This is a genomic window from Arsenicicoccus cauae, assembly GCF_009707125.1.
Classification (GTDB): Bacteria; Actinomycetota; Actinomycetes; order Actinomycetales; family Dermatophilaceae; genus Arsenicicoccus; species Arsenicicoccus cauae.
The window spans coordinates 22,887-45,647 of sequence record NZ_WLVL01000021.1 but is presented as its reverse complement, the minus strand read 5'-3'; the positions used below and the strand labels follow the sequence as shown (position 1 = coordinate 45,647).

Genomic DNA, 22,761 nt, shown 5'->3' with positions numbered 1-22,761 from the left:
GCCCTGCAGGCTACGCGACGGGACCGACACACCCTGGTATGCCGGGCGCCCGACGTCAGAGCGGGCTGGCCTCGTCATCGGCGAGGTGGCTGTAGTCGGGCTCGCGCCGGGCGCGCCGGGAGTCCAGGACCCGCGCCACCCCGTAGGCCGCGAAGTACAGCCCGCACAGCGGCAGGGCCAGGGCGAACATCGTCCACGGGTCCGGGGTCGGCGTCATCATCGCGGAGAAGGTGAAGATCAGCACCACCGCGATCCGCCAGCCCTTGAGCATGATGTGCGCGGGCAGGACGTGGATGACGTTGAGCGCGACCAGCAGCACCGGCAGCAGGAAGGCCAGGCCGAAGCTGAGGATGAACCGGGTCACCCAGGTGAGGTAGTAGTCCGCCTGCAGGATGTTGGACGCGCCGACGGGGGTGAAGTCGAGCAGCACCTCGATGGCCTTGGGGAGGGCGTAGAGCGCGCCCCAGCAGCCGAGCAGGAAGAGCGGGACGGCGGCGGTGATGAAGGCCAGGGCCGTGCGCTTCTCGCGCTTGTGCAGCCCCGGGACGATGAAGGCCCAGATCTGCCACAGCCACACCGGGCTCGCCACGATGGTGCCGACGAAGACCGCGACCTTGAGCTTGAGGGAGAAGGCGCCGGTGATGTCGGGGAAGGACAGGATGACGTTGGCGCGGCGCGCGGCGGCGCTGAGCCGTAGCGGCTCCTGCAGGCGGAACACCAGCGGGTCGTAGTAGATCCAGCCGATGATCGAGGCGAGCACGACCGCTGCGGCGGCGATCAGGACGCGGTTGCGGAACTCGCGCAGGTGGTCCCCGAGGGACATCCTCCCCTCGGGGTTGCGTGCCCGGCGGCGCAGGCCGGGACGCGTCGACTGCTGGCGGGCCATGCGGTGGGCGACCGCCCGGCTCAGGCGCGGGGGGCGGAGTCGCCCGGCTCGCGCCGGTAGCGCACGCCGTCGATCACGACGTACTCGTCGCCGGAGGTGGCGGACGAGGCACCCTGCGCGGGCGGGACCGGCTGGGTCGTCTGCGTGGTGCGGGTCGTCGTGGTGGTGCGGTGCGGCTCGTCGAGGTCGGACATGCCCGCCGCGCCGTCCTGACGCTCGCCGTCGTGCTTCATCTCCGACACCTCGGACTTGAAGATGCGCATCGACCGCCCCAGGCTCCGCGCGGCGTCCGGCAGGCGCTTCCACCCGAAGACGATGACGATGACCAGGATGAGGATGATCAGGTGCCAGGGCTCGAACAGGTTGCGGGGCATCGGGGTCGACCAGCCTTCCAGTGGGTCTGCCTACGAGGGACGAGGGGTCCTGGTGCGTCATCCTACGGCCGTCGCCCCGGAAGGCACGGTATGCCGGTGAACGCCAGGTGACGCCGGGGCGACGAGCGCCGTCCGGTCAGCGGTAGTGCGCGAGGGCCAGCTCGGCCGCCGACCGCACCTCGGCCCGCAGCCCCTGCGGCGAGACCACGCGCGCGGCACCCCCGAGGCGCAGCAGGAGCCGTCGCAGCCACGCGGTGTCGCTGGTCGCGATGGTCACGCGCAGCCCGCCGCCGTCGCGCTCCTCCACCGACTCGCACGGGTAGTAGTCGCGCACCCAGCGGGCCTGCTGCTCGAGGTCCAGCACGACGCGCAGCGAGAGCTCGTCCGGGCGGAAGATCCCGTTGTCGAGGTCGCGGGGGCGGGCGTCGGCGGGCGGGGTGCCGTCGACGTCGAGGACCTGCAGGTCGGCGATCCGGTCGAGGCGAAAGAGGCGGACGTCCTGGGCACGGTGGCACCAGGCCTCGAGGTACCACGGCCCGTCCACGTTGACCAGGCGCATGGGGTCGACGTCGCGCTCGGTGGTCTCGTCGCGGCTCGGCACGACATAGCTGAGGTGCACCCGGCGGTGCGCGGCGAGGGCCCGGCGCAGCGCCGCGAGCTGCCCCTCGAGGCGCTCGCCGTCCGCGCCGCCGCCCTCGGCCTCGACGCCCATGTCCACACTGATCCGGTCGGCCTGCGCGCTGACGCCGGACACCTCGCTGGTGGCCGCCTCGAGCTTGGCGAGGGCCCGGTCGACAGCGTCGCGCTCCCCCAGCCCCGGCACGGCCGCCAGGGCCCGCAGTCCCACCATCAGGGACAGCGCCTCGTCGACCCCGAGCCGCAACGGGCGGGCGATCGTGTCGGCGTTGGAGACGTAGACCTGCCCGCCCTCCCACTGCGCGTCGATGAGGTCGTCGTGGTAACCGCCGGGCGTGCCGCACAGGAACAGCAGCGCGAGGTCGGCCTCGATCTGGGCCCTGGACACGCCGAACTCCGCTGCCGCGACGTCGATCTCGACGCCCTGGTGGGTCAGCAGCCAGGGCACCATCGTCAGCAGGCGGTCGAGCCGGACCGTGGCGGACTCGTTCATGTCCACGCTGTCGCGGCCGTCGCGGGTATCGGCGCCGGACCGACCGGACTTCCTCGGGCTCATCGGCTCGCCTCCAGCGCTCCGGTCAGACGACGTATGACGGCCTCGCGCAGCTCGGCGGGCGCCACCGCCTCGACGTCCGCCGCATAGCCCGCGAGCTCGTCGGCGAGGCGCTCGGTGTCGCTGCAGGGCAGGTCGACCTCGTCCCACCCGTCGGCCACCCCGGTGCGGGTCGCCCCGGCGCGGCGGCGCAGCGAGTGACCCGCGCCCGCGCGCACGCGCAGCGTGGCCGTGACCGCGGGGCGCTCGGAGGCCTGGGCCCGGATGGACGCGAGGGGGTCGTGGTCGGCGGGCACGGCATACGACGCGGCGCGGCCGGCCCAGGCGATGGGCCCCTCGACCCGGCCTAGGCGAAAGACGCGGGGGGCCTCCCGGTCGGTGTCGTAGCCCGTGAGGTACCACCGGCCGTGCCACGCCGCGATCCCCCACGGCTGCACGTGGCGGGTGGTCAGCGCGCCGGTGCCGGAGCGGCGGTAGTCGAACCGGATCGGGCGGCGGTGCAGCACGGCGTCCTTGGCGCGGGCGAAGGCCGGCTCGGCGGTGCGGACGCGCGGCTCGAGCCCGATCACCGAGGAGTCGTCACGCTCGACGCCCGCGGCCTCGAGCTTGCGCAGCGCCCGGGCGGCAGGCCCCGCCAGCGAGGCCTGCGCCCACGTGCGGCTCGCGAGCCCGAGCACCGCGATCTCGTCGGGCTCGAAGGCGACCTCGGGCAGGGCGTACTCGCGCCGGTCGATGCGGTAGCCCTCCTCGTCGTCGAAGAGCGGGTCGATGTCCTCGGTCACGAGCGGGATCCCCAGCTCGCGCAGCTCGTCCTTGTCGCGCTCGAACATCCGGTTGAAGGCGTCCTCGGACAGCGCCGAGCCGTACTGCGGGACGGCCTCGCGGATCTTGGACTTGGGCAGCGGGCGGCGCGTGTAGAGCAGGCAGATGACGAGGTTGAGCAGCCGCTCGGTCTTGGCCGCGCTGACGGGGGTGCGCGCAGGAGCCACGTCGTGCCCCTCCCTTCGATCGTCCGGCCACCGGCCCGGCCACTAGGGTGGCGCCGTGATCCGCTGGCGCAGCGCCCGAGTCGACGCCGTCCGGGCCGAGTGGCCCGGCGCAGTCGAGTATGCCGTAACTGTGTTCGAGGAGGCGGCTCGTGGTGCCGGGCCTGGCACCGCGTGTCGGGCGCTCGCCTACGTCGACCTCGTGGGCCGTCCCCAGGTCGGCGACAGGGTCATGGTCAACGTCTCCGCGCTCGAGCGCGGCCTCGGCACCGGCGGGCTCGCGCTGGTGGTCGCCGACCCGGACCGTATGCCGGCAGACCCGCCCGCGGGGCCCGGGCACGTCGTCAAGGCCCGCTACACCCCGCTGCAGGCGATGGTGCTGGGCGTCGACGAGCAGGAGTCGCCGCACCACGCGGTCCTCGCGGAGGCGGACTCGATCGACGGGATGCCGGTGGTGACGGCCGACCTGCACTCGGCGCTGCCGGCGGTCGTCGCCGGGCTGCGCGCGGACCGCCCCGACGCGGTGATCGCCTACGTGATGACCGACGGCGGTGCCCTGCCCGCGCGGTTCAGCCGCACCGTGGCGGGGCTGCGCGAGGCCGGGTGGCTGGCGTCCTGCATCACGGTCGGGCAGGCCTACGGCGGGGACCTGGAGGCCGTCACCGTCCACACGGGGCTGCTGGCCGCGCGGCTCGTCGTCGGGGCCGACGTCGCCGTCGTCGCGCAGGGCCCGGGCAACCTCGGGACCGGCACGCGGTGGGGCTTCTCGGGCACCGGCGCGGGCGAGGCCCTCAACGCCGCGCACACGCTCGGCGGGCTCGCGGTGGCCTCGCTGCGCGTGTCCGAGGCTGACCCCCGCCCCCGTCATCGCGGCGTCAGTCATCACAGCCTCACGGCATACGGCCGGGTCGCGCTCGTCCCCGCGCAGGTGCCGATCCCGCTGGAGGACAGCGGGATCGCACGCGAGGTGCGCCGCCAGGCGCACGAGCTCTGCGCGGGCTCGGGCGGCCGGCTCGCGCCGGTGGACGTCCCGACCGACGGGCTCGACGCGGCCCTGGCCACATCACCCGTCCGGCTCAGCACGATGGGGCGCGGCGTCGAGGACGACCGGGCGTCCTTCGTGGCCGCCGCGGCAGCCGGTCGCCACGCCGCCGCGCGCATCCCGACGCGCGAGTAACCCCCCGCAGTGACTAGCCTCCGGGAGAACGCGTGGCCTCGGCCACACCGTGCCGCTCGGAGGTAGCCGTCTGATGTTCACCCGCATCGCCATCGTCAACCGTGGCGAGGCCGCCATGCGCCTCATCCATGCGGTCCGCGACCTCAACGCGTCCCGCGGGCCCGGGTCCGCCGAGCCGAGGGTGGAGACGGTGGCGCTGCACACCACGGGCGAGCGGCGGGCGATGTTCGTGCGCGAGGCGGACCGGGCCTACGACCTCGGACCCGCCGCCGACCGGCCCTACCTCGACCACGCGGTGCTCGAGCGCGCCCTGCGCGAGACGGGCGCGGACGCGGCCTGGGTCGGGTGGGGCTTCGTGGCCGAGGACCCGGCGTTCGCGGACCTGTGCGCCCGCATCGGCGTGACCTTCATCGGGCCGAGCCCCGAGGCGATGCGCAAGCTGGGCGACAAGATCGGGTCCAAGCTCATCGCCGAGGAGGTCGGTGTGCCGGTCGCGGCCTGGAGCCGCGGCGGCGTCGACACCCTCGAGGACGCGACGGCGGCCGCGCGGGAGATCGGCTACCCCCTCATGCTCAAGGCCACGGCCGGCGGCGGCGGTCGCGGCATCCGCAAGGTGTCCTCCGACGCCGAGCTCGCCGACGCCTACGAGCGCACCCGCGACGAGGCGGCGCGGGCCTTCGGCTCCGGCGTCGTCTTCCTCGAGCGCCTCGTCACCGGCGCCCGCCACGTCGAGGTGCAGGTCATCGCCGACGCGCACGGCACCGCGTGGGCGCTCGGCGTCCGCGACTGCTCGGTGCAGCGCCGCAACCAGAAGGTCATCGAGGAGTCCGCCTCCCCCGTCCTCTCCCCCGACGAGGTCGCCGAGCTCAAGGCCAGCGCCGAGCGCCTCGCCGTCGCCGTCGGCTACTGCGGCGCCGGGACCGTCGAGTTCCTCTACCACCCCACCGAGCGCTTCTTCGCCTTCCTCGAGGTCAACACCCGCCTGCAGGTCGAGCACTCGATCACCGAGGTCACCACCGCGACCGACCTCGTGCGCCTGCAGATCCACGTCGCGTCCGGCGGCCGGCTCGAGGGCGAGCGGCCCGTCGAGAGCGGCCACGCCGTCGAGGCCCGGCTCAACGCCGAGGACCCCGACCGCGACTTCGCGCCGTCACCGGGCCGCATCGCGCTGCTCGAGCTGCCGGCGGGCCCCGGCATACGGGTCGACACGGGGGTCGCCGAGGGCGACACGATCCCGGCCGACTTCGACTCGATGATCGCCAAGATCATCGCCTCCGGGCGCGACCGCGACGAGGCCCTCGCCCGTCTGCGCCGCGCCATGCAGGAGACGACCGTCGTGATCGAGGGCGGCGCGACCAACAAGAGCTTCGTGCTCGAGCTGCTCGACGCCCCCGAGGTCATCGACGGCACCGCCGACACCGGCTGGATCGACCGGGTCCGTGCCGAGGGCCGGCTCAGCAGCCACCGCCACGCCGGCGTGGCCCTGGTGGCGGCCGGGATCCAGGCCTACGAGGCCGACGAGGCCATCGCCCGGGCCCGGCTGCTCGAGACGGCGCGCGGCGGCCGCCCGCAGCTGCAGCACGCCCCTGGCCGCAAGGTCGAGCTCACCCTGCGCGGCACCGCCTACACGCTGACCGTCTCCCGCGTGGCCCCGCACCGCTTCCGGGTCACCGTGGCCTCCCCCCCGGACGAGCGCACCGTCGACGCGACGCTGGACCGGATCGACGCGTATGCCGGACGCCTCCGCATCGGGGACCGCGAGCACCGGCTGATCACCGCCTCCCACGGCACCATCCAGCTCGTCGAGGTCGACGGAGTCACCCACCGGATCAGCCTCGACGAGGGCGGCGTGCTGCGCTCCCCCACCCCGGCGCTGGTCGTCGCCACCCCGCTCGCCGTGGGCGACGAGGTCGCCGCGGGCGCGCCCGTGCTGGTCCTCGAGTCGATGAAGATGGAGACCGTCCTGCCCGCGCCCTTCGCCGCGCGCGTCAAGGAGCTGCTCGTCTCCGCCGGCAGCCAGGTCGAGACCGGCACCCCGCTCGTGCGGCTCGAGCCCGTGGGTGACGACGAGGACGCCGCCGCCGAGCAGCAGCCGGGTCTCGATCTCGCCCTCGACCTGCCCGACGACAGCGAAGGCGAGGGCACCGGCAGCGGCACCGATCCGCACCGCCGCGCGGCGCGGCTGCGCGCCGACCTGCTCGCGCTGGTCCTCGGCTACGACGTGGACGCCCGCGACGAGGGGCGGGTGCTGGCGTCATACCTCGCGGTCCGCGACGAGGAGTCGAGCCCCGGGCAGAGCCGTGGGGAGAGCGCCGTCGCCGCGGAGGTGGAGCTGCTCGAGGCCTTCGCCGACCTCGCGGAGCTGTCCCGCAACCGCCCCGCGGGCGACGACCTCCACCTCGAGAACCGCATCCACAGCCCCCGCGAGCACTTCCACACCTACCTCCAGAGCCTCGACCCCGTTCGCGCCGCCCTGCCGGAGGACTTCCAGGAGCGGCTGGGGGCCGTGCTGCGTCGCTACGGCGTCGCCGACCTGGAGCACGACGACGAGCTCGAGCAGGCGGTCTTCCGGGTCTTCGTCGCGCAGCAGCGCTCGGCCCCCGACCTGCAGGTCGTGACCTCGCTGCTGCGCCGCTGGCTCGCCGACCCCGCGCCGGAGGCGCCTGACGACACCCGTGCCCGCGCCGCCCTGGACCACCTCGTGCGCGCCACCCAGCTGCGCATCCCCGTCGTCGGCGACCTGGCGCGCAGCGTGCGGTTCCGGTGGTTCGACCAGCCGCTGGTGGACGCCGAGCGGCAGGGCGTGCTCGGGGGCGTCGGCGACGAGATCGCCCGCATCGCCGAGCTGCCCGAGGGGCCGGAGCGCGACGAGCACATCGACGCGCTGGTGCGCATCCCCGAGCGGATCGCCTCGTTCCTCGCCCGGCGCCTCGCCGGTCCCGAGCTGCCGACCTCCGAGCCCATGCTGACCGTGCTGGCGCAGCGGCACTACCGCGGCCACGACATGCGCGACTTCCGCGAGATCCGCATCGACGGGCGACCGCTCGTCGTCGCCGACTACACCATCGACGACCGGCCCACCCACCTGGTCTCCACGATCGGGCGGGTCGACGACCTGCGGCCCGGGTCGGACCTCGTGCAGGACATCGTCGATGAGGTCGCCGAGGCCGGCCCCGGGCGGCAGAGCGTCGTGGACCTCTACCTGCGCTGGGACGACGCGCCGGCCTCGCTCGACCAGCTGTCGTCCGAGCTGGTGCAGCGGCTGTCGCAGCTCGACCTCGGCGGCGGCGTCCGCCGGGTCGCGGTGGGCGTGTGCAGCGACGGGCCCGAGCCGGTGCGCTACCTGACCTTCCGCCCGGGGGCCGCCGGCGACCGGGTCGTCGAGGACGAGCTGGTCCGTGGCGTGCACCCCATGGTCGGTCGACGACTCAACCTGTGGCGCCTCACCGACTTCGACGTGACCCGGCTCGAGGCCCCCGAGGACGTGCTGCTCTATCGCTGCGTCGCGCGGGGCAACGAGACGGACGTGCGTCTCGTGGCCATGGCGCAGGTGCGTCAGCTGGCCGTGGTCCGCGACGAGCAGGGCCGGGTCATCGGGCTCCCGCACGTCGAGCGGGCGATCGCCGGCTGCCTCGACGCCATCCGCCGGGCCCGCACCAGCGGCGGCGCGGCCGGCGCGCGGCTCGACATGAACCACGTGTGGGTCCACGTCTGGCCGACGATCGAGGGCGACGTCGAGGAGCTCACCACCCTCAAGCGCACCATCGCGCCGATGACCGCCGGCGCCGGTGTGGAGGAGGTGCTGCTCGAGGGATCGGTGGCCGTGCCCGGAGGTGACGGCGAGACCGTGCCCATAGCGGCGCGGTTCTCCTACCAGCCCGGGTCCGGGGTCGTCACCTCCATCGAGGGGCCGCCGCAGGAGCGGCTCCGCCCGCTCGACGACTACGCCCGCAAGGTGGTCACCGCCCGCCGCCGCGGCATGGCCTACCCCTACGAGCTGCAGTCGCTCATCGCCGGCCCCGGCGGGACCGCGACCGAGCACGACCTCGACGAGTCCGGTGCGCTCGTGCCCGTCGACCGTCCCTACGGCCTCAACCGCGCGGGCATCATCGTCGGCGTCATCTCGACACCCACCACGCGCCACCCCGAGGGGGTCAAGCGGGTCCTGCTGTGCGGCGACCCGCTGCGGGCCCTCGGTGCGGTCTCCGAGGCCGAGTGCACGCGCATCATCGCCGCGCTCGACCTGGCCGAGTCGATGGGGGTCCCCGTCGAGTGGTTCGCCCTGTCCGCCGGCGCCCGCATCTCGATGGACTCCGGCACGGAAAACATGGACTGGGTCGCCCGCGCGCTCAAGCGGATCGTCGAGTTCACGCAGGCCGGCGGCGAGATCAACGTCGTCGTGGCCGGCATCAACGTCGGGGCACAGCCGTACTGGAACGCCGAGGCGACCATGCTGATGCACACCAAGGGCATCCTCGTCATGACCCCGGACAGCGCGATGGTGCTGACCGGCAAGCAGTCCCTGGACTTCTCCGGCGGCGTCTCGGCCGAGGACAACTACGGCATCGGCGGCTACGACCGGATCATGGGCCCCAACGGGCAGGCGCAGTACTGGGCGCCCGACCTCGCGGGTGCGCTCCGCATCCTCATGACGCACTACGACCACGCCTACGTCGCGCCGGGCGAGAGCGGCCCGCGCGTCGCCGCCACCACCGACCCGGTCGACCGCGACATCACGACCCACCCGCACGACCCCGTCGACTCGGGCTTCACCACGGTCGGCGACATCTTCTCCGCCGCGACCAACCCGGACCGCAAGAAGCCCTTCGACATCCGCACGGTGATGGCGGCAGTCGCCGACCAGGACCACGCGACGCTCGAGCGGTGGGCCGGTATGGCGGACGCGGAGACCTCCGTGGTCTACGACGCCCGTCTCGGCGGGATCCCGGTCTGCCTCGTGGGGATCGAGTCCAAGTCGGTGCCGCGCCGCGGCTTCCCTCCCACCGACGGCCCCGACACCTACACCGCCGGCACGTTGTTCCCACGGTCCTCCAAGAAGGTCGCCCGGGCCATCAACGGCGCCAGTGGCAACCGACCCGTGGTCGTCCTGGCCAACCTCTCGGGCTTCGACGGCTCGCCGGAGTCCCTGCGCAACCTGCAGCTCGAGTACGGCGCCGAGATCGGTCGCGCCATCGTCAACTTCGACGGCCCGATCGTCTTCTGCGTGATCTCCCGCTACCACGGCGGCGCGTTCGTCGTGTTCTCCAAGGCGCTCAACCCGCAGATGCGGGTCCTGGCCGTCGAGGGGTCCTACGCGTCGGTGCTCGGTGGTGCTCCGGCTGCGGCCGTGGTGTTCAGCCGCGACGTGGACGCCCGCGCCGCCAAGGACCCGCGCGTGGCCGAGCTCGAGCAGCGCCTGGCCACGGCGACCGGCGAGGAGCACGCCGACCTGGCCGCCCAGCTGCTCGAGACGCGCCGTGACGTCCGCGCCGAGAAGCTCGGCGAGGTCGCCGCGGAGTTCGACCGGGTGCACAGCATCCACCGCGCCGTCGAGGTCGGCTCGGTGGACGAGGTCGTGGCCCCGGCCGACCTGCGCCCGCGGATCATCGCCGCGCTGCAGGGCTGGGCCCCCCGGTCCTGAGCCGCTCACGGCTGAGCCGCCCCCACCCACAACCCCAAAGATCGTGAGGGCTTGGTCCACCATCGGTGGACCAAGCCCTCACGATCTCGGGTGGCGCTGGGGGCGCGGCGAGCTAGCGGACCGCGACCAGGTCCACGACGAAGATCAGGGCCTCGCCGGGCTTGATGACGCCGCCGGCGCCGCGATCGCCATACGCGAGGTGCGACGGGATGGTGAGCTTGCGCCGGCCACCCTCACGCATCCCGAGCAGGCCCTGGTCCCATCCCTGGATGACCTGGCCGACGCCGACCTGGAAGTCCAGGGGCGCGCCGCGGTTCCACGAGGCGTCGAACTCCTCGCCGGTGGAGTAGGCGACGCCGACGTAGTGGGTGCTGACGACGTTGCCGGGCTTGGCCTCCGCACCGTCACCCTCCCAGACGTCCTCGATCACGAGGTCGGCGGGCGGCTGGTCGCCGGGGAAGTCGATCTCGGGCTTGGTGGTGGTCGGGTCAAAGGGCACGGTGTCCTCCTGGGGGTGCGGTGGTATGACGAGCGCGGGGCCGCCGCACGGGCGGCGACCCCACGGTGGGGCTATTGAGCCTTGACGAGGTCGACGACGAAGACGAGCGTCGAGTTGGCCGGGATCTTGTCCTGCGCCTTGGCGCCGTACGCCTCGGCGGGCGGGGCGACGACCAGGACACGGCTGCCGACCTTCTGGCCGGTCAGGCACTTGTCCCAGGCGGGGATGACCTGGCCGACGCCGATCGAGAAGGGCGTGGGCTCCTTGCCGTGGTCATAGCTCGAGTCGAACTTCGTGCCGTTGGTCCACAGCATGCCGGTGTAGTGCGAGGACAGCGTCTGACCGGCGTTGACGACGGGGCCGGTGCCCTCCTTGAGAACGTAGGCCGTGGCCTGCTTGGGGGCGGCGGCGGTGGTGGGCTTCATCGTGGCGGCCTTGCCGTCGGCGGCCGTGATCTCGGGCAGCCCCTCCTTGCTCGTGACGACCTTGCAGGGCTCGCCCTTGAAGCCGACCTTCTGGATCTCGACATAGGCGACCAGCGTCTCGTCGGCGGTGATGCCGGACTGCGGGTTGCCCTGGGCGATGAGCGCCGCGGCGTCGGCGGGGGCCATGGCCACGAGCACGCGGCTGCCGACCTTCTGGCCGAGCATGCCCTTGGCCACGCCGGGGATCCACTGGTTGACCGGGATCTGCTGCGGCTGGTTGGCGGCGAAGGTGTCCTCGAGGGTCTTGCCCGTCTTGCCCGACACGAACAACGCGTTGGCCACGACCATGTCGGTCTTGTTGACGACCTGCCCCGTGCCCTCGGTGACGACCTTGGCGGTGGTCTCCTTGGTCGTGAACGGCGCCTTGTCGACCTCGACCGTCGGCTTCGCGGGCGTGCCGCCGACGGTGATGCCCGCCAGCTCGCCCTTGGCCGCCGGGATGATCGGCGCGGACGCCGTGCTCGCCGACGCCGAGGCGTTCGGGCTCGCGGTGGTCGTCGTCGACGAGGTGGTGGTGGCCCCGCCGCTCCCGCACGCGCTGAGCGCGATGGCAGGGACGGCCGCGAGGGCGAGGGCAGAGCTGGTACGCAGGCGCAAGAGAGGGGTCTTTCGCTCGGGGGTGGGTCGTGTGAGCTCGTGCCACCCTAACGGGCGATCCTGTGGCAGCGCTGTCGCGTCCGGCTCGTCGCGTCGTCGGGTCCTCGGGTCAGGGCCCGGCCGGGGCCGGGTGCTCCCCGAGGCTCGCGACCAGCCGCTCGACGCGCGGGTCCTCGTAGGCGAGCGGGTCCTTGCACAAGATGGTGCGCTGGTTGCCGTCGTTGAGCTTGAGGTGCACCCAGTCGACCGAGTAGTCGCGCCGAGCCTCCCGTGCCGCCGCGATGAAGTCGCCGCGCAGCTTGGCCCGGGTCGTCTGCGGGGGCGTCGTGACCGCCTGCTCGATCTGCTCGTCAGTGGTGACTCGCGCGGCGAGCCCCCGGGCCTGCAGCAGGTTGAACAGCCCGCGCCGCGGGTGCAGGTCGTGGTAGGCGAGGTCGATCTGCTGCAGGCGCGGGTGCTCGAGCGGCAGTCCGTCGCGGGTGGAGTACTGCTCGATCAGTCGCCGCTTGATGACCCAGTCGATCTCGGTGCCGACCTCGTGCAGGCGGCCCGAGTCGACGGCGGACAGCACCCGCTCCCACAGGTCGAGGACGCGCTGGTGCACCGGGTCGTCGCTGCCGCCCTCGTCGACGAAGCGTCGGGCGGCCCGGAGGTAGGCGCTCTGCGCCGCGAGGGCGCTGGTGGTGCCCCCGGCGGCGAGGTCGACCTCGGCGCGGCCGGTCGGGTCGGTGCTCATGGTGCGTATGGCGGCCGTGGTGCTCGCGAGGGTGAGGTCGGGCAGCGGGACGCCCTCCTCGATCATCCGCAGCACGAGGTCGGCGGACCCGACCTTGAGCAGCATCGTCGTCTCCGACATCGTCGAGTCCCCGACGATGACGTGCAGGCGGCGGAACTTCTCGGCGTCGGCGTGCGGCTCGTCACGGGAGTTGATGATCGGCCGCGAGCGCGTCGTGGCGGAGGACACGCCCTCCCACATGTGGTCGGCGCGCTGGCTGACGCAGTAGGTCGGGCGGCCCTGCGGGTCGACGACGAGCTTGCCTGCGCCGCAAGTGATCTGGCGGCTGACGAGGAAGGGCACGAGCGTGTCGGTGACGGTGCGCAGGTCGGTGGCGCGGTGCACGAGGAAGTTCTCGTGGCAACCGTAGGAGCTCCCGGAGGAGTCGACGTTGTTCTTGAAGACGTAGACGTCCCCGACGATCTCGTCCTGGGCCATGCGCAGCTGGGCGTCGTCGGCGAGGCCCTGGACGATGCGCTCGCCGGCCTTGTCCTGGGCGACGAGGTCGAGCAGGGAGTCGCACTCGGCGGTGGCGTACTCCGGGTGGGACCCGACGTCGAGGTAGAGCCGGGACCCGTTGGCGAGGAAGGCGTTGGAGCTGCGGCTCCAGGTGACGACGGAGCGGAACATGTAGCGCGACACCTCGTCGGGGGTCAGGCGCCGCTGCCCCTCGGAGGTCGCGGTCACGCCGTACTCGGTCTCGATCCCGAAGATGCGTCGCTCCATGCGCCGACCCTACCGGGGGTAAGGGCATTAGCCGGCCTCCGTCCCCCAGGCTGATGATCCCGCCCCCGGTAGGGGCATCAGCCGGCCTCCGTCCCCCAGGCTGATGGTCCCGCCCCCGGTAGGGGCATCAGCCGGCCTCCGTCCCCCAGGCTGATGATCCCGCCCCCGGTAGGGGCATCAGCCGGCCTGCGTCCCCCAGGCTGATGATCCCGCCCCCGGCGGGTCCGCGACGTGGACCCCAGCCAGCGGACGAAGGGGATCACCAGGCACCGCACGAACGCGGCCAGCACGACCAGCCCCGCCCAGATGGCGAAGGCGTCCCAGAGCTCCGCATCCCGGTGCACCCTGTCGCCGAACGCCACGGTCAGGCCGTAGATGACGGCGAGCACTCCCACGATGCCCGCCCCGGCGCGCAGGCCCATCGGCTCCCCCTCGGTCGCGGTTGCCGCGACGCTAGACAGCGGCACGCCGGGGGCGCCTGTGACAGGTGTCAGGAGCTCGGGTGAACCTCAGGCGAAGAAGGAGGCGTTCATCCGGGGATCGGTGCGGAAGGGCACCGTTCGCACCCGCGTCCGCGAGCGCTCCCAGCGCAGGTCCTCGATGGCGAGGCAGACCGCGTTGGCGCGCTCGCACTGGCTGTCGGACAGGTAGAAGGCGAACCGCCGCAGCCGCTTGTGCAGGGCGTAGAAGGCCTCGAGGTCCACGTCGCGGGCGCCCTCGACGTCCAGGCTGCCGGCGGCCTCGAGGTCGGCGAGGGCCTGCTCGACGTCCTCGGGACGCACCCGCGGAGCGAGCTCGGGATAGACGTCGATCATCCCGTCCTCGGACACGATCACCGTCAGGCACGGCGCGGTGGACGCCTCGGTGTAGCGAACGGCCGAGTTGTAGCGCGACCCGCGGCTCGGGTCGCCGGCGCCGGTCGCGACGCCGTCGAGGATGACGCCGACGGCGTGGCAGACCCCGTCGGGGGTGAGCAGGACGGCGCCGTCGATGCGGGTGACCGCGTCCAGGACCTCCGGGCTGAGCTGCTGGGGGCGGATCGACAGGGCCTGGGGCGCGAGCCGCCGCGCCTCCTCGGCCGCCGCGGTCGTGACGACCAGCAGGGCGCCGCGGGCCTGCTGCGCCGCGCTCTGGGCGAGCATCCAGATGCCTCGTATGTCGTGGTCGGACACCTCGTCGAAGACGCGCCGCATGGCGTCGATGAACAGGTTCGTGGACATCCGCGGGCGGGGCAGCTGCGGGTGTCCGCTGGAGACCCGCAGCAGCGGGTTGCGGTTGTAGGCCATCTGCCAGGACCCCTGCTCGAGCAGCGTGAACCGGAAGATGTCGTTGTCGGAGTCGTCCGGCTCGTCGTGGGCGAGCGGCTGGACCGACCCGAGGCCGTAGATGCGCTGGCCGTCGATGAGCAGGTGAAGGCCCGGCCGCGTCATCTCCAGGAGCTTGCGGAACTGCCGTCGCTCGCGCACCGACACCGCCGAGCGCAGCTGCACGTCGACCGAGATCCGCGGGTGGCCCTCGCGGGCCATGACGACGGTGCCGGAGCCGACCCGCCCCTCGTAGGGCGTCGACGACAGGCCCTCGAACGCGTCGAACAGCCCCTGCCCGAGCCGCTCCCCCGCGATCAGGGCGGCGGAGTAGACGAGGTGGTTGGCCGACCGGCGGATCGCGTCGTTGGGGACGTCGTCGTCGATGGGCGAGATCGACCGGGGCGGCCGGGCGGCGAGGAGGGCGTGGGTGGCGATGCGCAGCAGCTCCACGACGATGCCGTGGGCCAGCGAGGTCGTGAGCGGCACCCCGTCGATCTCGTCGTACGGGAGGGCGTTGAGCTCGGCATACGCGCTGCTGTCGACGCTGATGGCGGGGTGCACGACGTAGTCGCCGACCCGTGCCCCGCTGCCGATGAAGAAGGTGCGTCCGCGACCGGCGCGGCCGCTGTCGAGGGCCGCGGCGACGGCCTCGCGCCGGGTCTCGTCGAGGAAGTGGTCGAGCCGGGCCTGCTGCACCTCGACCGACTCGTAGGTCTCGTCGTGCGCCGGGTGCGCCTCGAAGCGTCGCTGCGCGTCGGCGCGGATCCCCTCGAGGTCCTGGATGCTGAAGCCGCGGTCCGCGGGCGCGATGCACACGTCCGGCGCCCCCGGTTGGTCGACGTCGTCGGCGAGGAAGCCGACGAGCAGCGCGTCGGCCGACACGATGGCGCCGATCTGGTCGGTCGCACGGTCCGTGGCACGGTCCAGGGAGAGGCGGAACTGCTCCTGGAGCTCCCACATGAGGTGGTGGGGGGTGGGGTTGACGGTCACGTGCTGCCTTCGGGGGTGCCTGCGGTGGTATGACGGGCCCCGGCCCGTACCCCACCGGCGTGGACGCGGGCCGACCCCCGCAAGGATATGTCCGTCCTCGTCCGGTTCGGACCATTCCCTCGGATCCGCACCCGGACGCAGGCACCGCAGCGGGCATGATGTCCGCATGGCCGATGCAACTGCTGCCGCCCCTGTCGTCGAGCCCGTCGTCGGCCCTGGCGGGTCCCTCCCCCACGTCGTGGTGGTCGGCACGGGCGGGACGATCGCGGGGTCGTCCGCCGCGACCACCGCCAAGCACTACGAGGCCGGGGTGGTGACGGTCGAGGACCTGCTCGCGGCCGTCCCGCAGGTCGGCGAGCTCGCCGCCGTCACGTGCGAGCAGCTGTGCCAGATCGACTCGGTCGAGATGGACCTGCCGCTGCAGCTGCGTCTCGTCCGCCGCGTGGCGGAGCTGACGGACCGGGAGGACGTCGACGCGGTGCTGGTCACCCACGGCACGGACACCCTGGAGGAGTCGGCCTACCTGCTCCACCTGCTCGTGCCGTCGGACAAGCCCGTCGTGGTCGTCGGGGCGATGCGGCCGGCCGACGCGCCCGGCGCCGACGGGCCGAGCAACCTGCTGAACGCCGTCCGGGTGGCCGCGCACCCGTCGTCGCGCGGCCTCGGCACCCTGGTCGTCGCGGGCGAGGAGATCCACTCCGCGCGTGACGTCCGCAAGGAGCACACCTCCCGCGTGGACGCCTTCGGCTCGCTCAACGGTCCCCTCGGGGAGGTCGCCGGGGGTGTGCCGCGCTATGCGCATGGGCCCAGTCGGCTGCACGGCCGGGCGTCGGCGTTCGACCTGGAGGCGCTCGCTGGCCTCGACGACCTGCCACCGGTGGAGGTGCTGGTCACCCGGGCCGGGCTGCCGGGGTCGATCGTGGACGCGGTGGTGGCCACGGGCGCGCGCGGTCTCGTGCACGTCGGCCCTGGCGCAGGCAACATCCCCGAGGGGGTGGCGCGGGCGCTCGACCGGGCGCGCGCGGCCGGGGTGGTGGTCGTCCGGTCGACCCGCGTCGCGTGGGGGACCGTCGCGCGCGGTGGCGCCGTCGACGACGCCGGTCACGACTTCGTGGCGGCGGGCGACCTGGGTCCCTACAAGGCGCGGGTGCTGCTGGCGCTCGCCCTGGCCGTCACCGACGACACGGCCCGGATCCAGGAGGCCTTCGACACCCACTGAGGGTCAGCGGGTCACTGACCGCCCTTTTGCACGAAGCCCTTGACGAACTCCTCGGCGTTGGACTCCAGCACGAGGTCGATCTCGTCGAGCACCGAGTCCAGGCCTGCGGCGTCGACGCTGGTGCTCACCGGCGCCGTGGGCACGGGCGCCGGCATGTCGGCCGGGTCGGGCTCGCGGCGCTGGGGCTGGATCTGCTCCTGGGACATGGGTGCCTCCTGTGCGGGCGGTGACGTGCTGGTGCGGGCGGTGGTCGTGCTGGCGGGGTCAGGCGATGCGCTCGAGCAGGTCGGCCATGGTGGGGCTGGCCTCGATGATGCCCTGCAGGTGGGCGCGGGTGCAGCGCTCCGGCTCCGGCAGGGCCAGCCGGCTGGGCGGCTCCCCCGGCGTGCGCCGGACGATGACGGAGTCCCAGGACGCGGCGAGCAGCTCGTGGGGGTAGCGCTCCACCATCGTGCCGCGCAGCCAGGCCCGCGTGTCCTCCGGCGGCGCGGTGACGGCCGCCTGCACCCGCTCCGGGGAGGTGAACCGGTCGATCCGGCCGGCTGCCTCCAGCCTGTGGTGCAGCCCCTTGTCGGGGCGCACGTCGCTCCACTGGATGTCCATGGCGCGCAGCCGGGCGTCGTCCCAGGCCAGGCCGTCGCGCGCGCGGTACTGCTCGAAGAGCGCGAGCTTGGCGACCCAGTCCACGCTGTGCGCGGCCGACAGGACGTCGTCGCCCAGCATGACCATGAGGTGGTCCCAGCGGGTCATGATCTCCTGCGTCTCCTCGTCCAGGTCCTGGCCGTAGTGACGCGACAGGTGGTCGTCGATCATCTCGTAGTGGGCCCACAGGAGGTCGAGCCCCGTCATGCGGCGACCGTCGGCGAGCTCCACCGTCGTCGTCAGCGTGGGGTCGTGCGAGATCTGTCGCAGCGCCGCCACCGGGTCGGCCAGGGTGAGGGTGCGCGGCACGTCGTCGTGCTCGATGAGGCGCAGCACCAGGCTCGTGGTGCCCAGCTTGAGCAGGGTCGCCGTCTCGGCCTGGTTGGCGTCGCCGATGATGACGTGCAGCCGGCGGTAGCGGGTCGGGTCGGCGTGCGGCTCGTCGCGGGTGTTGACGATCGGGCGGCGGATGGTGGTCTCGAGCCCCACCTGCCGCTCGAAGAAGTCGGCGCGTTGGCTGATCTGGAAGCCCGCCTGGTGCGACTCGGGGCCGATGCCGACGCGGCCGGCCCCGCAGATCACCTGGCGCGCCACGAAGAAGGGCATGAGCTGCCGCGCCACCGTGGCGAACTCGACGTCCCGGGCCAGCAGGTAGTTCTCGTGGGTGCCGTAGGAGCTGCCCTTGCCGTCGGTGTTGTTCTTGTAGAGGTTGATCTGCCGCCCCGACTGCTCCGCCTGGCGCTGCACGGCCTCGGCCATCACCAGCTCGCCGGCGCGGTCCCACACGACGGCGTCGTGGGGCGAGGTGACCTCGGGCGAGGAGTACTCCGGGTGGGCGTGGTCGACGTAGAGCCGGGCACCGTTGGTGAGCACGACGTTGGCCGCGATCTCGTCGTCCTCGTCGGTCAGCTGGCTGGAGTCGGCGACCAGGCGCGGCATCTCGTGCCCGAACTGGTCGGTCAGTGGCGACTCGGTCTCGTAGTCCCACCGGGTGCGCGAGACCGTGATCTCGGGCCGCGTGGCGTAGGCGTTGACGATCTGTCCCGACAGCACGATCGGGTTGGCGTGCGGCTCCCCCGGCACGGAGATGCCGTACTCCGTCTCGATGCCCATCACTCGGCGAACGGTCATGCCGCCCACCCTAGTGCGAGCCCGTGACAGACCCCCCTCGGTCGAGGATCCGCTGGACCGCGTCGCCGTAGCGATCGACCAGCTCCTCGTCCCGCGTCCGGTCCGACAGCAGGCCCAGCACCCTCGCCGACACCGCGAGCCCGACGAGCGTGGCCACCACCATCTCGGCGGTCTGCTCGGCCGTGGCCCCACCCCCGAGGCGGGCGGCGAGCGGGACGGCATACGCCTGCCGGAATCGTGCCCGGACCTCCTCGATGTCCGGGGCCGGCAGGGCGAGGACGACGGCACGGGCGAGCGGCTCGGGCCCGTCGGATCCGAGCCGTCCGACGACGCTGCGGACGAGTTCGTGGCCGAGGCGGTCGACGGGGTGCGACAGGTCCTGCTCGTCCGGCGCGAACTGCACGGAGGAGCTGAAGAGCTGCGCCTTGCTGCCCACGAGCTTCATGACCAGGGACGGCGAGACGCCGGCCTCGGCCGCGACGTCGCGCACCGACACCGAGGAGTAGCCGCGTTCGGCGAAAAGGCGCCGGGCAGCCCGGACGATCAGCTCTCTGCTCTCGCTCACCGACCGATCCTCTCAGGTGTCCGCGTGCCCTCGCCCGCGACACCGCGGGGCCGCGCCGGCTGCGCCTCACCGGCCACCGGGCCAACCGCCGGGCCAACCGCCGGGCCCAGGTCGAGGTCGACGTCGCGCGGCACGCCCGTGAGCGTGACGCCCACCGACGAGGTGCGACCGCTGCCCGCGTCGACGCCGGTGACCACGTGGCGCCCGTGCGTCGACAGCGGCAGGACGTAGCGGCCGTCCGGGCCCGTCGTGGTCGTCCCCGTGACCTGGCCGGCGAGCGCCGTCATCGTGACCAGCGCGCCCTCGACGGGCCGCCCGTCCGCCGTCACCCGCCCCGCCAGCTGCAACCGGTCCCCCAGGTCGATGTCCTGGACGTGCGCCCCCTGCACGCGGACGACCTCGCTGTGCGGCGCCCAGCCGTCGGCGGCCGTCACCGTGAGGTAGTCGCCGGGCCCGGGGAGCACGATCGCGTAGCTGCCGTCGGGCTCGACGCGCGCCCAGTCCACCTGGTCGCCCGCGAGGTCGACGACGGTCACGACCGCGGACCGCACCGGGCGCGCGCCGGCGGCGGTCACCCGGCCCGCCACGACGATCTCCTCGGGCTCCTCGCCCTGCCGGTCGACCTGCTCGCGGGCCGGGACCTGCGCCGATCCGGCGCTCGGGAGGAACGCCGCCACCAGCGCCGACACCAGCGCGGCGAGCGCGCACACCCAGAAGATGTCCTTGAACGCGTCCAGGGTCGGCAGCGAGACGTCCCCGAGGCTGGTGACGGTGCTCGTGAGGATCATCGCGACGACGGCGCTGGCCGAGGAGGTCCCGACGGCTCGCAGCAACGAGTTGAGGCCGTTGGCGGAGGCGGTCTCCGAGATCGGCACGGAGGCCATGATGAGGGTGGGCATGGCGGCATACGCGATCGCGGTGCCGGCCGAGACCAGCATCGCCCCGACCACGATCTGCCACAGCTGGTCGACGAGGAAGACCCGCAGCACGTAGCCCCCGGCCAGCACGAGCGCGCCGGTGATCAGGGTCGTGCGGCCGCCCCAGCGACGGGTGATGGCCGCGGACGCCGGCGACAGGACCACCATCATCAGACCGCCGGGGACCATGGCGAGGCCCGCCTGCAGCACGTCGAGTCCGAAGCCGAAGCCCGTCCGCTGGGGCAGCTGGAGGAGCTGGGTGGTGGAGAGCATGTTGCCGTACATCGAGAACCCGACCAGCACCGACGCGACGTTGGTCAGCAGGACCGGGCGGCGCGCCGCGGTGCGCAGGTCGACCATCGGCGTCCCGGTCCGCAGCTCCCACGGCACCCACATCGCGAGGAGCACGACCGAGACGACGGCGAGGACCAGGGTGGTCTCGCTGGTCCACCCCCAGTGGCTCCCCTTGGTGACCGGGAGGAGGAAGGCGACCAGCGCCAGCGACAGCAGGACGGCCCCGACCCCGTCGAAGGACCCCGGGGCCCTCAGGGTGGACTCCGGGACGACGAGCGGTATGGCGACCAGCATGGCCGCCGCCATCAGCGCGGAGACCCAGAACAACGCGTGCCAGCTCGTGTGCGCCGAGATCAGCCCCGCGAGCGGCAGGCCCGCGGCGGAGCCGATGCCGAGGGTGGCCGACATGAGGGCCACGGCCCCGCCGACACGCTCGCGGGGCAGCTCGTCGCGCATGATCGAGATGCCCACGGGGATCAGCGCGGCCGCGAAGCCCTGCAGCGCCCGCCCCGCCACCACCACGGCGAGCGTCTCGCCCAGGGCACCGAGCACCGACCCGAGGATCTGCAGGACCAGGCAGACCATCATCATCCGGCGCTTGCCGTGCATGTCGGCCAGGCGGCTGACGATGGGGGTCGCGACCGCGCTGGTCAGCAGGGTCGCCGTCACGAGCCAGGACGCGTCCTCGGCGGTGGTGCCCAGCAGCGCCGGGAACTCCGGCAGCAGCGGCACCATCAGGGTCTGCTGCAGCGCCACGATCGTGCCGGTGAGCGCCAGCACGGTGGTGACGAGGGTGGGGTCGGGGCGCCTGCGGTGCAGGGCGGCCCGGGTCGTGGTGGGGGCGGCCGTCACGCGTGCCTCTCAGGTCGTTGGGGCTCGGGTCGTCGGGGTAGGGCGCTGGATGAGGGTGAACGAGCGTTCACCCGGGTCCAGGTTAGCGCAGGCGCGGCGGTGGCTAGGCTGGCGTCATCCCCACTCATCGAGGAGCTCAGATGGATCTGTCCGCTGCCCGCGACTACGCCCGCGAGGCCATGCCCCGACTGCTCGAGGACCACGCCACCCTGGTGGGCCACCCGTCCGTAGCCTTCCCCGGCTACCCCCGGGAGCCCATGGACGCCATCGCCCAGGACCTGCTCGAGATGTTCCGCCGCAACGGCGTGGCGGACGTCGAGCTGCTCGACATCCCGGGCGGCTACCCCGCGATCCACGCCGTGGTCCCCGGCCCCGAGGGCTCGCCCACCGTCACGATGTACGCGCACTACGACGTGCAGCCGTGCCCGTCCTCCCAGCAGTGGCACTCCGACCCGTGGGTCGCCACGCGCAAGGACGACGGCCGCATCTACGGCCGCGGCACCGCCGACTGCAAGGCCGGCGTCATCGCGATCCTCGGCACCATGGGCGCCTTCGACGGCACACCGCCGTGCACCGTCCGGCTGCTGCTGGAGGGCGAGGAGGAGACCTTCAGCCACATCGAGGACTGGGTCGCCGCCAACCCCGAGATGGTGCGCAGCGACGCGTTCATCATCTGCGACTCCGGCCCGTCCAAGGTCGGCGTCCCGTCCATCACCTCCGGCCTGCGCGGTGACGTGGCGTTCACCGTCACGCTCACCACGCTGGACAACGCGGTGCACTCGGGCCTCTTCGGCGGCGCCGCGCCGGACGCCCTGGTCGGCATGATCCAGCTGCTGTCGACGATGCACGACCAGGACGGCAACACCGTCATCGAGGGGCTGCACTCCTTCGAGTGGGAGGGCGCGGACGTGGACGAGGCGGAGTTCGCGGCGTCCGCCGGGGCCAAGGACGGCGTGGGCCTGCAGGGCACCGGACCGCTGGCGTCGCGGCTGTGGTCGCGCCCCTCGGCCACGGTCATCGGGCTCGACATGGTCCCGGTCGACCAGTGCTCCAACGCGCTCGTCCCGTCGGTGCGGGCCCGGATCTCCGTGCGCATCGCCCCCGGGGCCGACATGGCCCAGGAGCTCGAGACGGTCATGGAGCACCTGCGCCGCCACGCCCCCTACGGCGCGACGCTGGAGTTCTCCGACGACAAGGCCGGCTCCCCCTTCCTCGGCGACACGTCCGGGCCGATCACGGCCACCGCGCTGGCCGCGCTCGAGGAGGTCTACGGCAGCACGCCCGCCCAGGTCGGCTCCGGCGGCTCGATCCCGCTGGTCACCGAGCTGCTGCACGCCTCCCCCGGCGCCGAGGCGATCCTGTGGGGCCCCGAGGACGAGGAGAAGGCCAAGATCCACGGCCCCGACGAGTCCGTCGACCCCGCCGAGATCGAGCGGATCATGCTCGCGCAGATCCGCTTCCTGACCGAGCTGGGGGCACGCTCCTCCGGCTGACCGCCCGCGCACCAGG

The 22,761-nt window shown here is 73.2% G+C and carries 17 protein-coding genes; 4 read left to right on the top strand and 13 right to left on the bottom strand.

Annotated features, from left to right (window positions below):
* Nucleotides 1-55: 55 nt before the first annotated feature.
* The 4 genes from tatC to GGG17_RS05790 form a co-directional block, all read right to left on the bottom strand.
* The gene (gene tatC, locus GGG17_RS05805; protein ID WP_230082732.1) at nucleotides 56-886 is read right to left on the bottom strand and encodes a twin-arginine translocase subunit TatC; all 831 of its coding nucleotides are present in this window, start codon (nucleotides 884-886) and stop codon (nucleotides 56-58) included.
* 20 nt (nucleotides 887-906) lie between these two features.
* The gene (tatA, locus tag GGG17_RS05800) at nucleotides 907-1,260 is read right to left on the bottom strand and encodes a Sec-independent protein translocase subunit TatA (RefSeq protein ID WP_154592821.1); all 354 of its coding nucleotides are present in this window, start codon (nucleotides 1,258-1,260) and stop codon (nucleotides 907-909) included.
* Between the two features lie 136 nt (nucleotides 1,261-1,396).
* The gene (locus GGG17_RS05795) at nucleotides 1,397-2,452 is read right to left on the bottom strand and encodes a helix-turn-helix transcriptional regulator (RefSeq protein WP_154592820.1); all 1,056 of its coding nucleotides are present in this window, start codon (nucleotides 2,450-2,452) and stop codon (nucleotides 1,397-1,399) included.
* Entirely contained in the window at nucleotides 2,449-3,438 is a 990-nt protein-coding gene (locus tag GGG17_RS05790) for a helix-turn-helix transcriptional regulator (protein WP_311966453.1), read from the bottom strand. Before GGG17_RS05790 ends, GGG17_RS05795 begins: the two co-directional genes overlap by 4 nt.
* A 55-nt stretch (nucleotides 3,439-3,493) precedes the next feature.
* On the opposite strand from GGG17_RS05790, the gene GGG17_RS05785 reads away from it, so the two are divergent.
* On the top strand, nucleotides 3,494-4,612 hold the full coding sequence (locus tag GGG17_RS05785) for a DUF3866 family protein (protein WP_311966452.1): 1,119 nt from the start codon (nucleotides 3,494-3,496) through the stop codon (nucleotides 4,610-4,612).
* Between the two features lie 73 nt (nucleotides 4,613-4,685).
* Complete coding sequence (locus tag GGG17_RS05780; protein ID WP_154592819.1) at nucleotides 4,686-10,253, top strand: ATP-binding protein; 5,568 nt, start codon at nucleotides 4,686-4,688, stop codon at nucleotides 10,251-10,253.
* Nucleotides 10,254-10,365: 112 nt separating this feature from the next.
* On the opposite strand, the gene GGG17_RS05775 is transcribed toward GGG17_RS05780, so the two are convergent.
* From GGG17_RS05775 to GGG17_RS17085, 5 genes are all read right to left on the bottom strand, one after another.
* Nucleotides 10,366-10,752 carry an FKBP-type peptidyl-prolyl cis-trans isomerase gene (locus tag GGG17_RS05775; RefSeq protein ID WP_289032322.1) on the bottom strand — a complete coding sequence of 129 codons (387 nt, stop codon included), beginning with the start codon at nucleotides 10,750-10,752 and terminating at the stop codon, nucleotides 10,366-10,368.
* A gap of 71 nt (nucleotides 10,753-10,823) precedes the next feature.
* The gene (locus GGG17_RS05770) at nucleotides 10,824-11,834 is read right to left on the bottom strand and encodes an FKBP-type peptidyl-prolyl cis-trans isomerase (protein WP_154592818.1); all 1,011 of its coding nucleotides are present in this window, start codon (nucleotides 11,832-11,834) and stop codon (nucleotides 10,824-10,826) included.
* A gap of 109 nt (nucleotides 11,835-11,943) precedes the next feature.
* Complete coding sequence (gene pafA, locus GGG17_RS05765; RefSeq protein WP_154592817.1) at nucleotides 11,944-13,335, bottom strand: Pup--protein ligase; 1,392 nt, start codon at nucleotides 13,333-13,335, stop codon at nucleotides 11,944-11,946.
* A gap of 77 nt (nucleotides 13,336-13,412) precedes the next feature.
* Nucleotides 13,413-13,802, bottom strand: a complete 390-nt coding sequence (locus GGG17_RS05760) for a hypothetical protein (protein WP_154592816.1) — start codon at nucleotides 13,800-13,802, stop codon at nucleotides 13,413-13,415.
* Between the two features lie 42 nt (nucleotides 13,803-13,844).
* Nucleotides 13,845-15,632 carry a diadenylate cyclase gene (locus GGG17_RS17085; protein ID WP_154592815.1) on the bottom strand — a complete coding sequence of 596 codons (1,788 nt, stop codon included), beginning with the start codon at nucleotides 15,630-15,632 and terminating at the stop codon, nucleotides 13,845-13,847.
* Between the two features lie 166 nt (nucleotides 15,633-15,798).
* Between GGG17_RS17085 and GGG17_RS05750 the strand changes: the two genes are divergently transcribed.
* Complete coding sequence (locus GGG17_RS05750; protein WP_154592814.1) at nucleotides 15,799-16,851, top strand: asparaginase; 1,053 nt, start codon at nucleotides 15,799-15,801, stop codon at nucleotides 16,849-16,851.
* A gap of 11 nt (nucleotides 16,852-16,862) precedes the next feature.
* Here the strand turns inward: GGG17_RS05750 and GGG17_RS05745 are convergent, their stop codons facing one another.
* Genes GGG17_RS05745 through GGG17_RS05730 form a run of 4 tightly spaced genes read right to left on the bottom strand, consistent with a single transcriptional unit; the run spans nucleotide 16,863 to nucleotide 21,252 of the window.
* Nucleotides 16,863-17,057, bottom strand: coding sequence for a ubiquitin-like protein Pup (locus GGG17_RS05745; RefSeq protein WP_154592813.1), 195 nt, complete (start codon nucleotides 17,055-17,057; stop codon nucleotides 16,863-16,865).
* Between the two features lie 58 nt (nucleotides 17,058-17,115).
* Complete coding sequence (dop, locus tag GGG17_RS05740) at nucleotides 17,116-18,624, bottom strand: depupylase/deamidase Dop (RefSeq protein ID WP_154592812.1); 1,509 nt, start codon at nucleotides 18,622-18,624, stop codon at nucleotides 17,116-17,118.
* A gap of 10 nt (nucleotides 18,625-18,634) precedes the next feature.
* Entirely contained in the window at nucleotides 18,635-19,189 is a 555-nt protein-coding gene (locus tag GGG17_RS05735; protein ID WP_154592811.1) for a TetR/AcrR family transcriptional regulator, read from the bottom strand.
* Nucleotides 19,186-21,252 (bottom strand): MFS transporter, encoded by a 2,067-nt coding sequence (locus GGG17_RS05730; RefSeq protein WP_154592810.1) that lies wholly within the window; start codon nucleotides 21,250-21,252, stop codon nucleotides 19,186-19,188. The genes GGG17_RS05735 and GGG17_RS05730 overlap by 4 nt, the downstream gene beginning before the upstream one ends.
* Before the next feature lie 140 nt (nucleotides 21,253-21,392).
* On the opposite strand from GGG17_RS05730, the gene GGG17_RS05725 reads away from it, so the two are divergent.
* Entirely contained in the window at nucleotides 21,393-22,745 is a 1,353-nt protein-coding gene (locus GGG17_RS05725) for a M20/M25/M40 family metallo-hydrolase (RefSeq protein ID WP_154592809.1), read from the top strand.
* Nucleotides 22,746-22,761 lie beyond the last annotated feature (16 nt).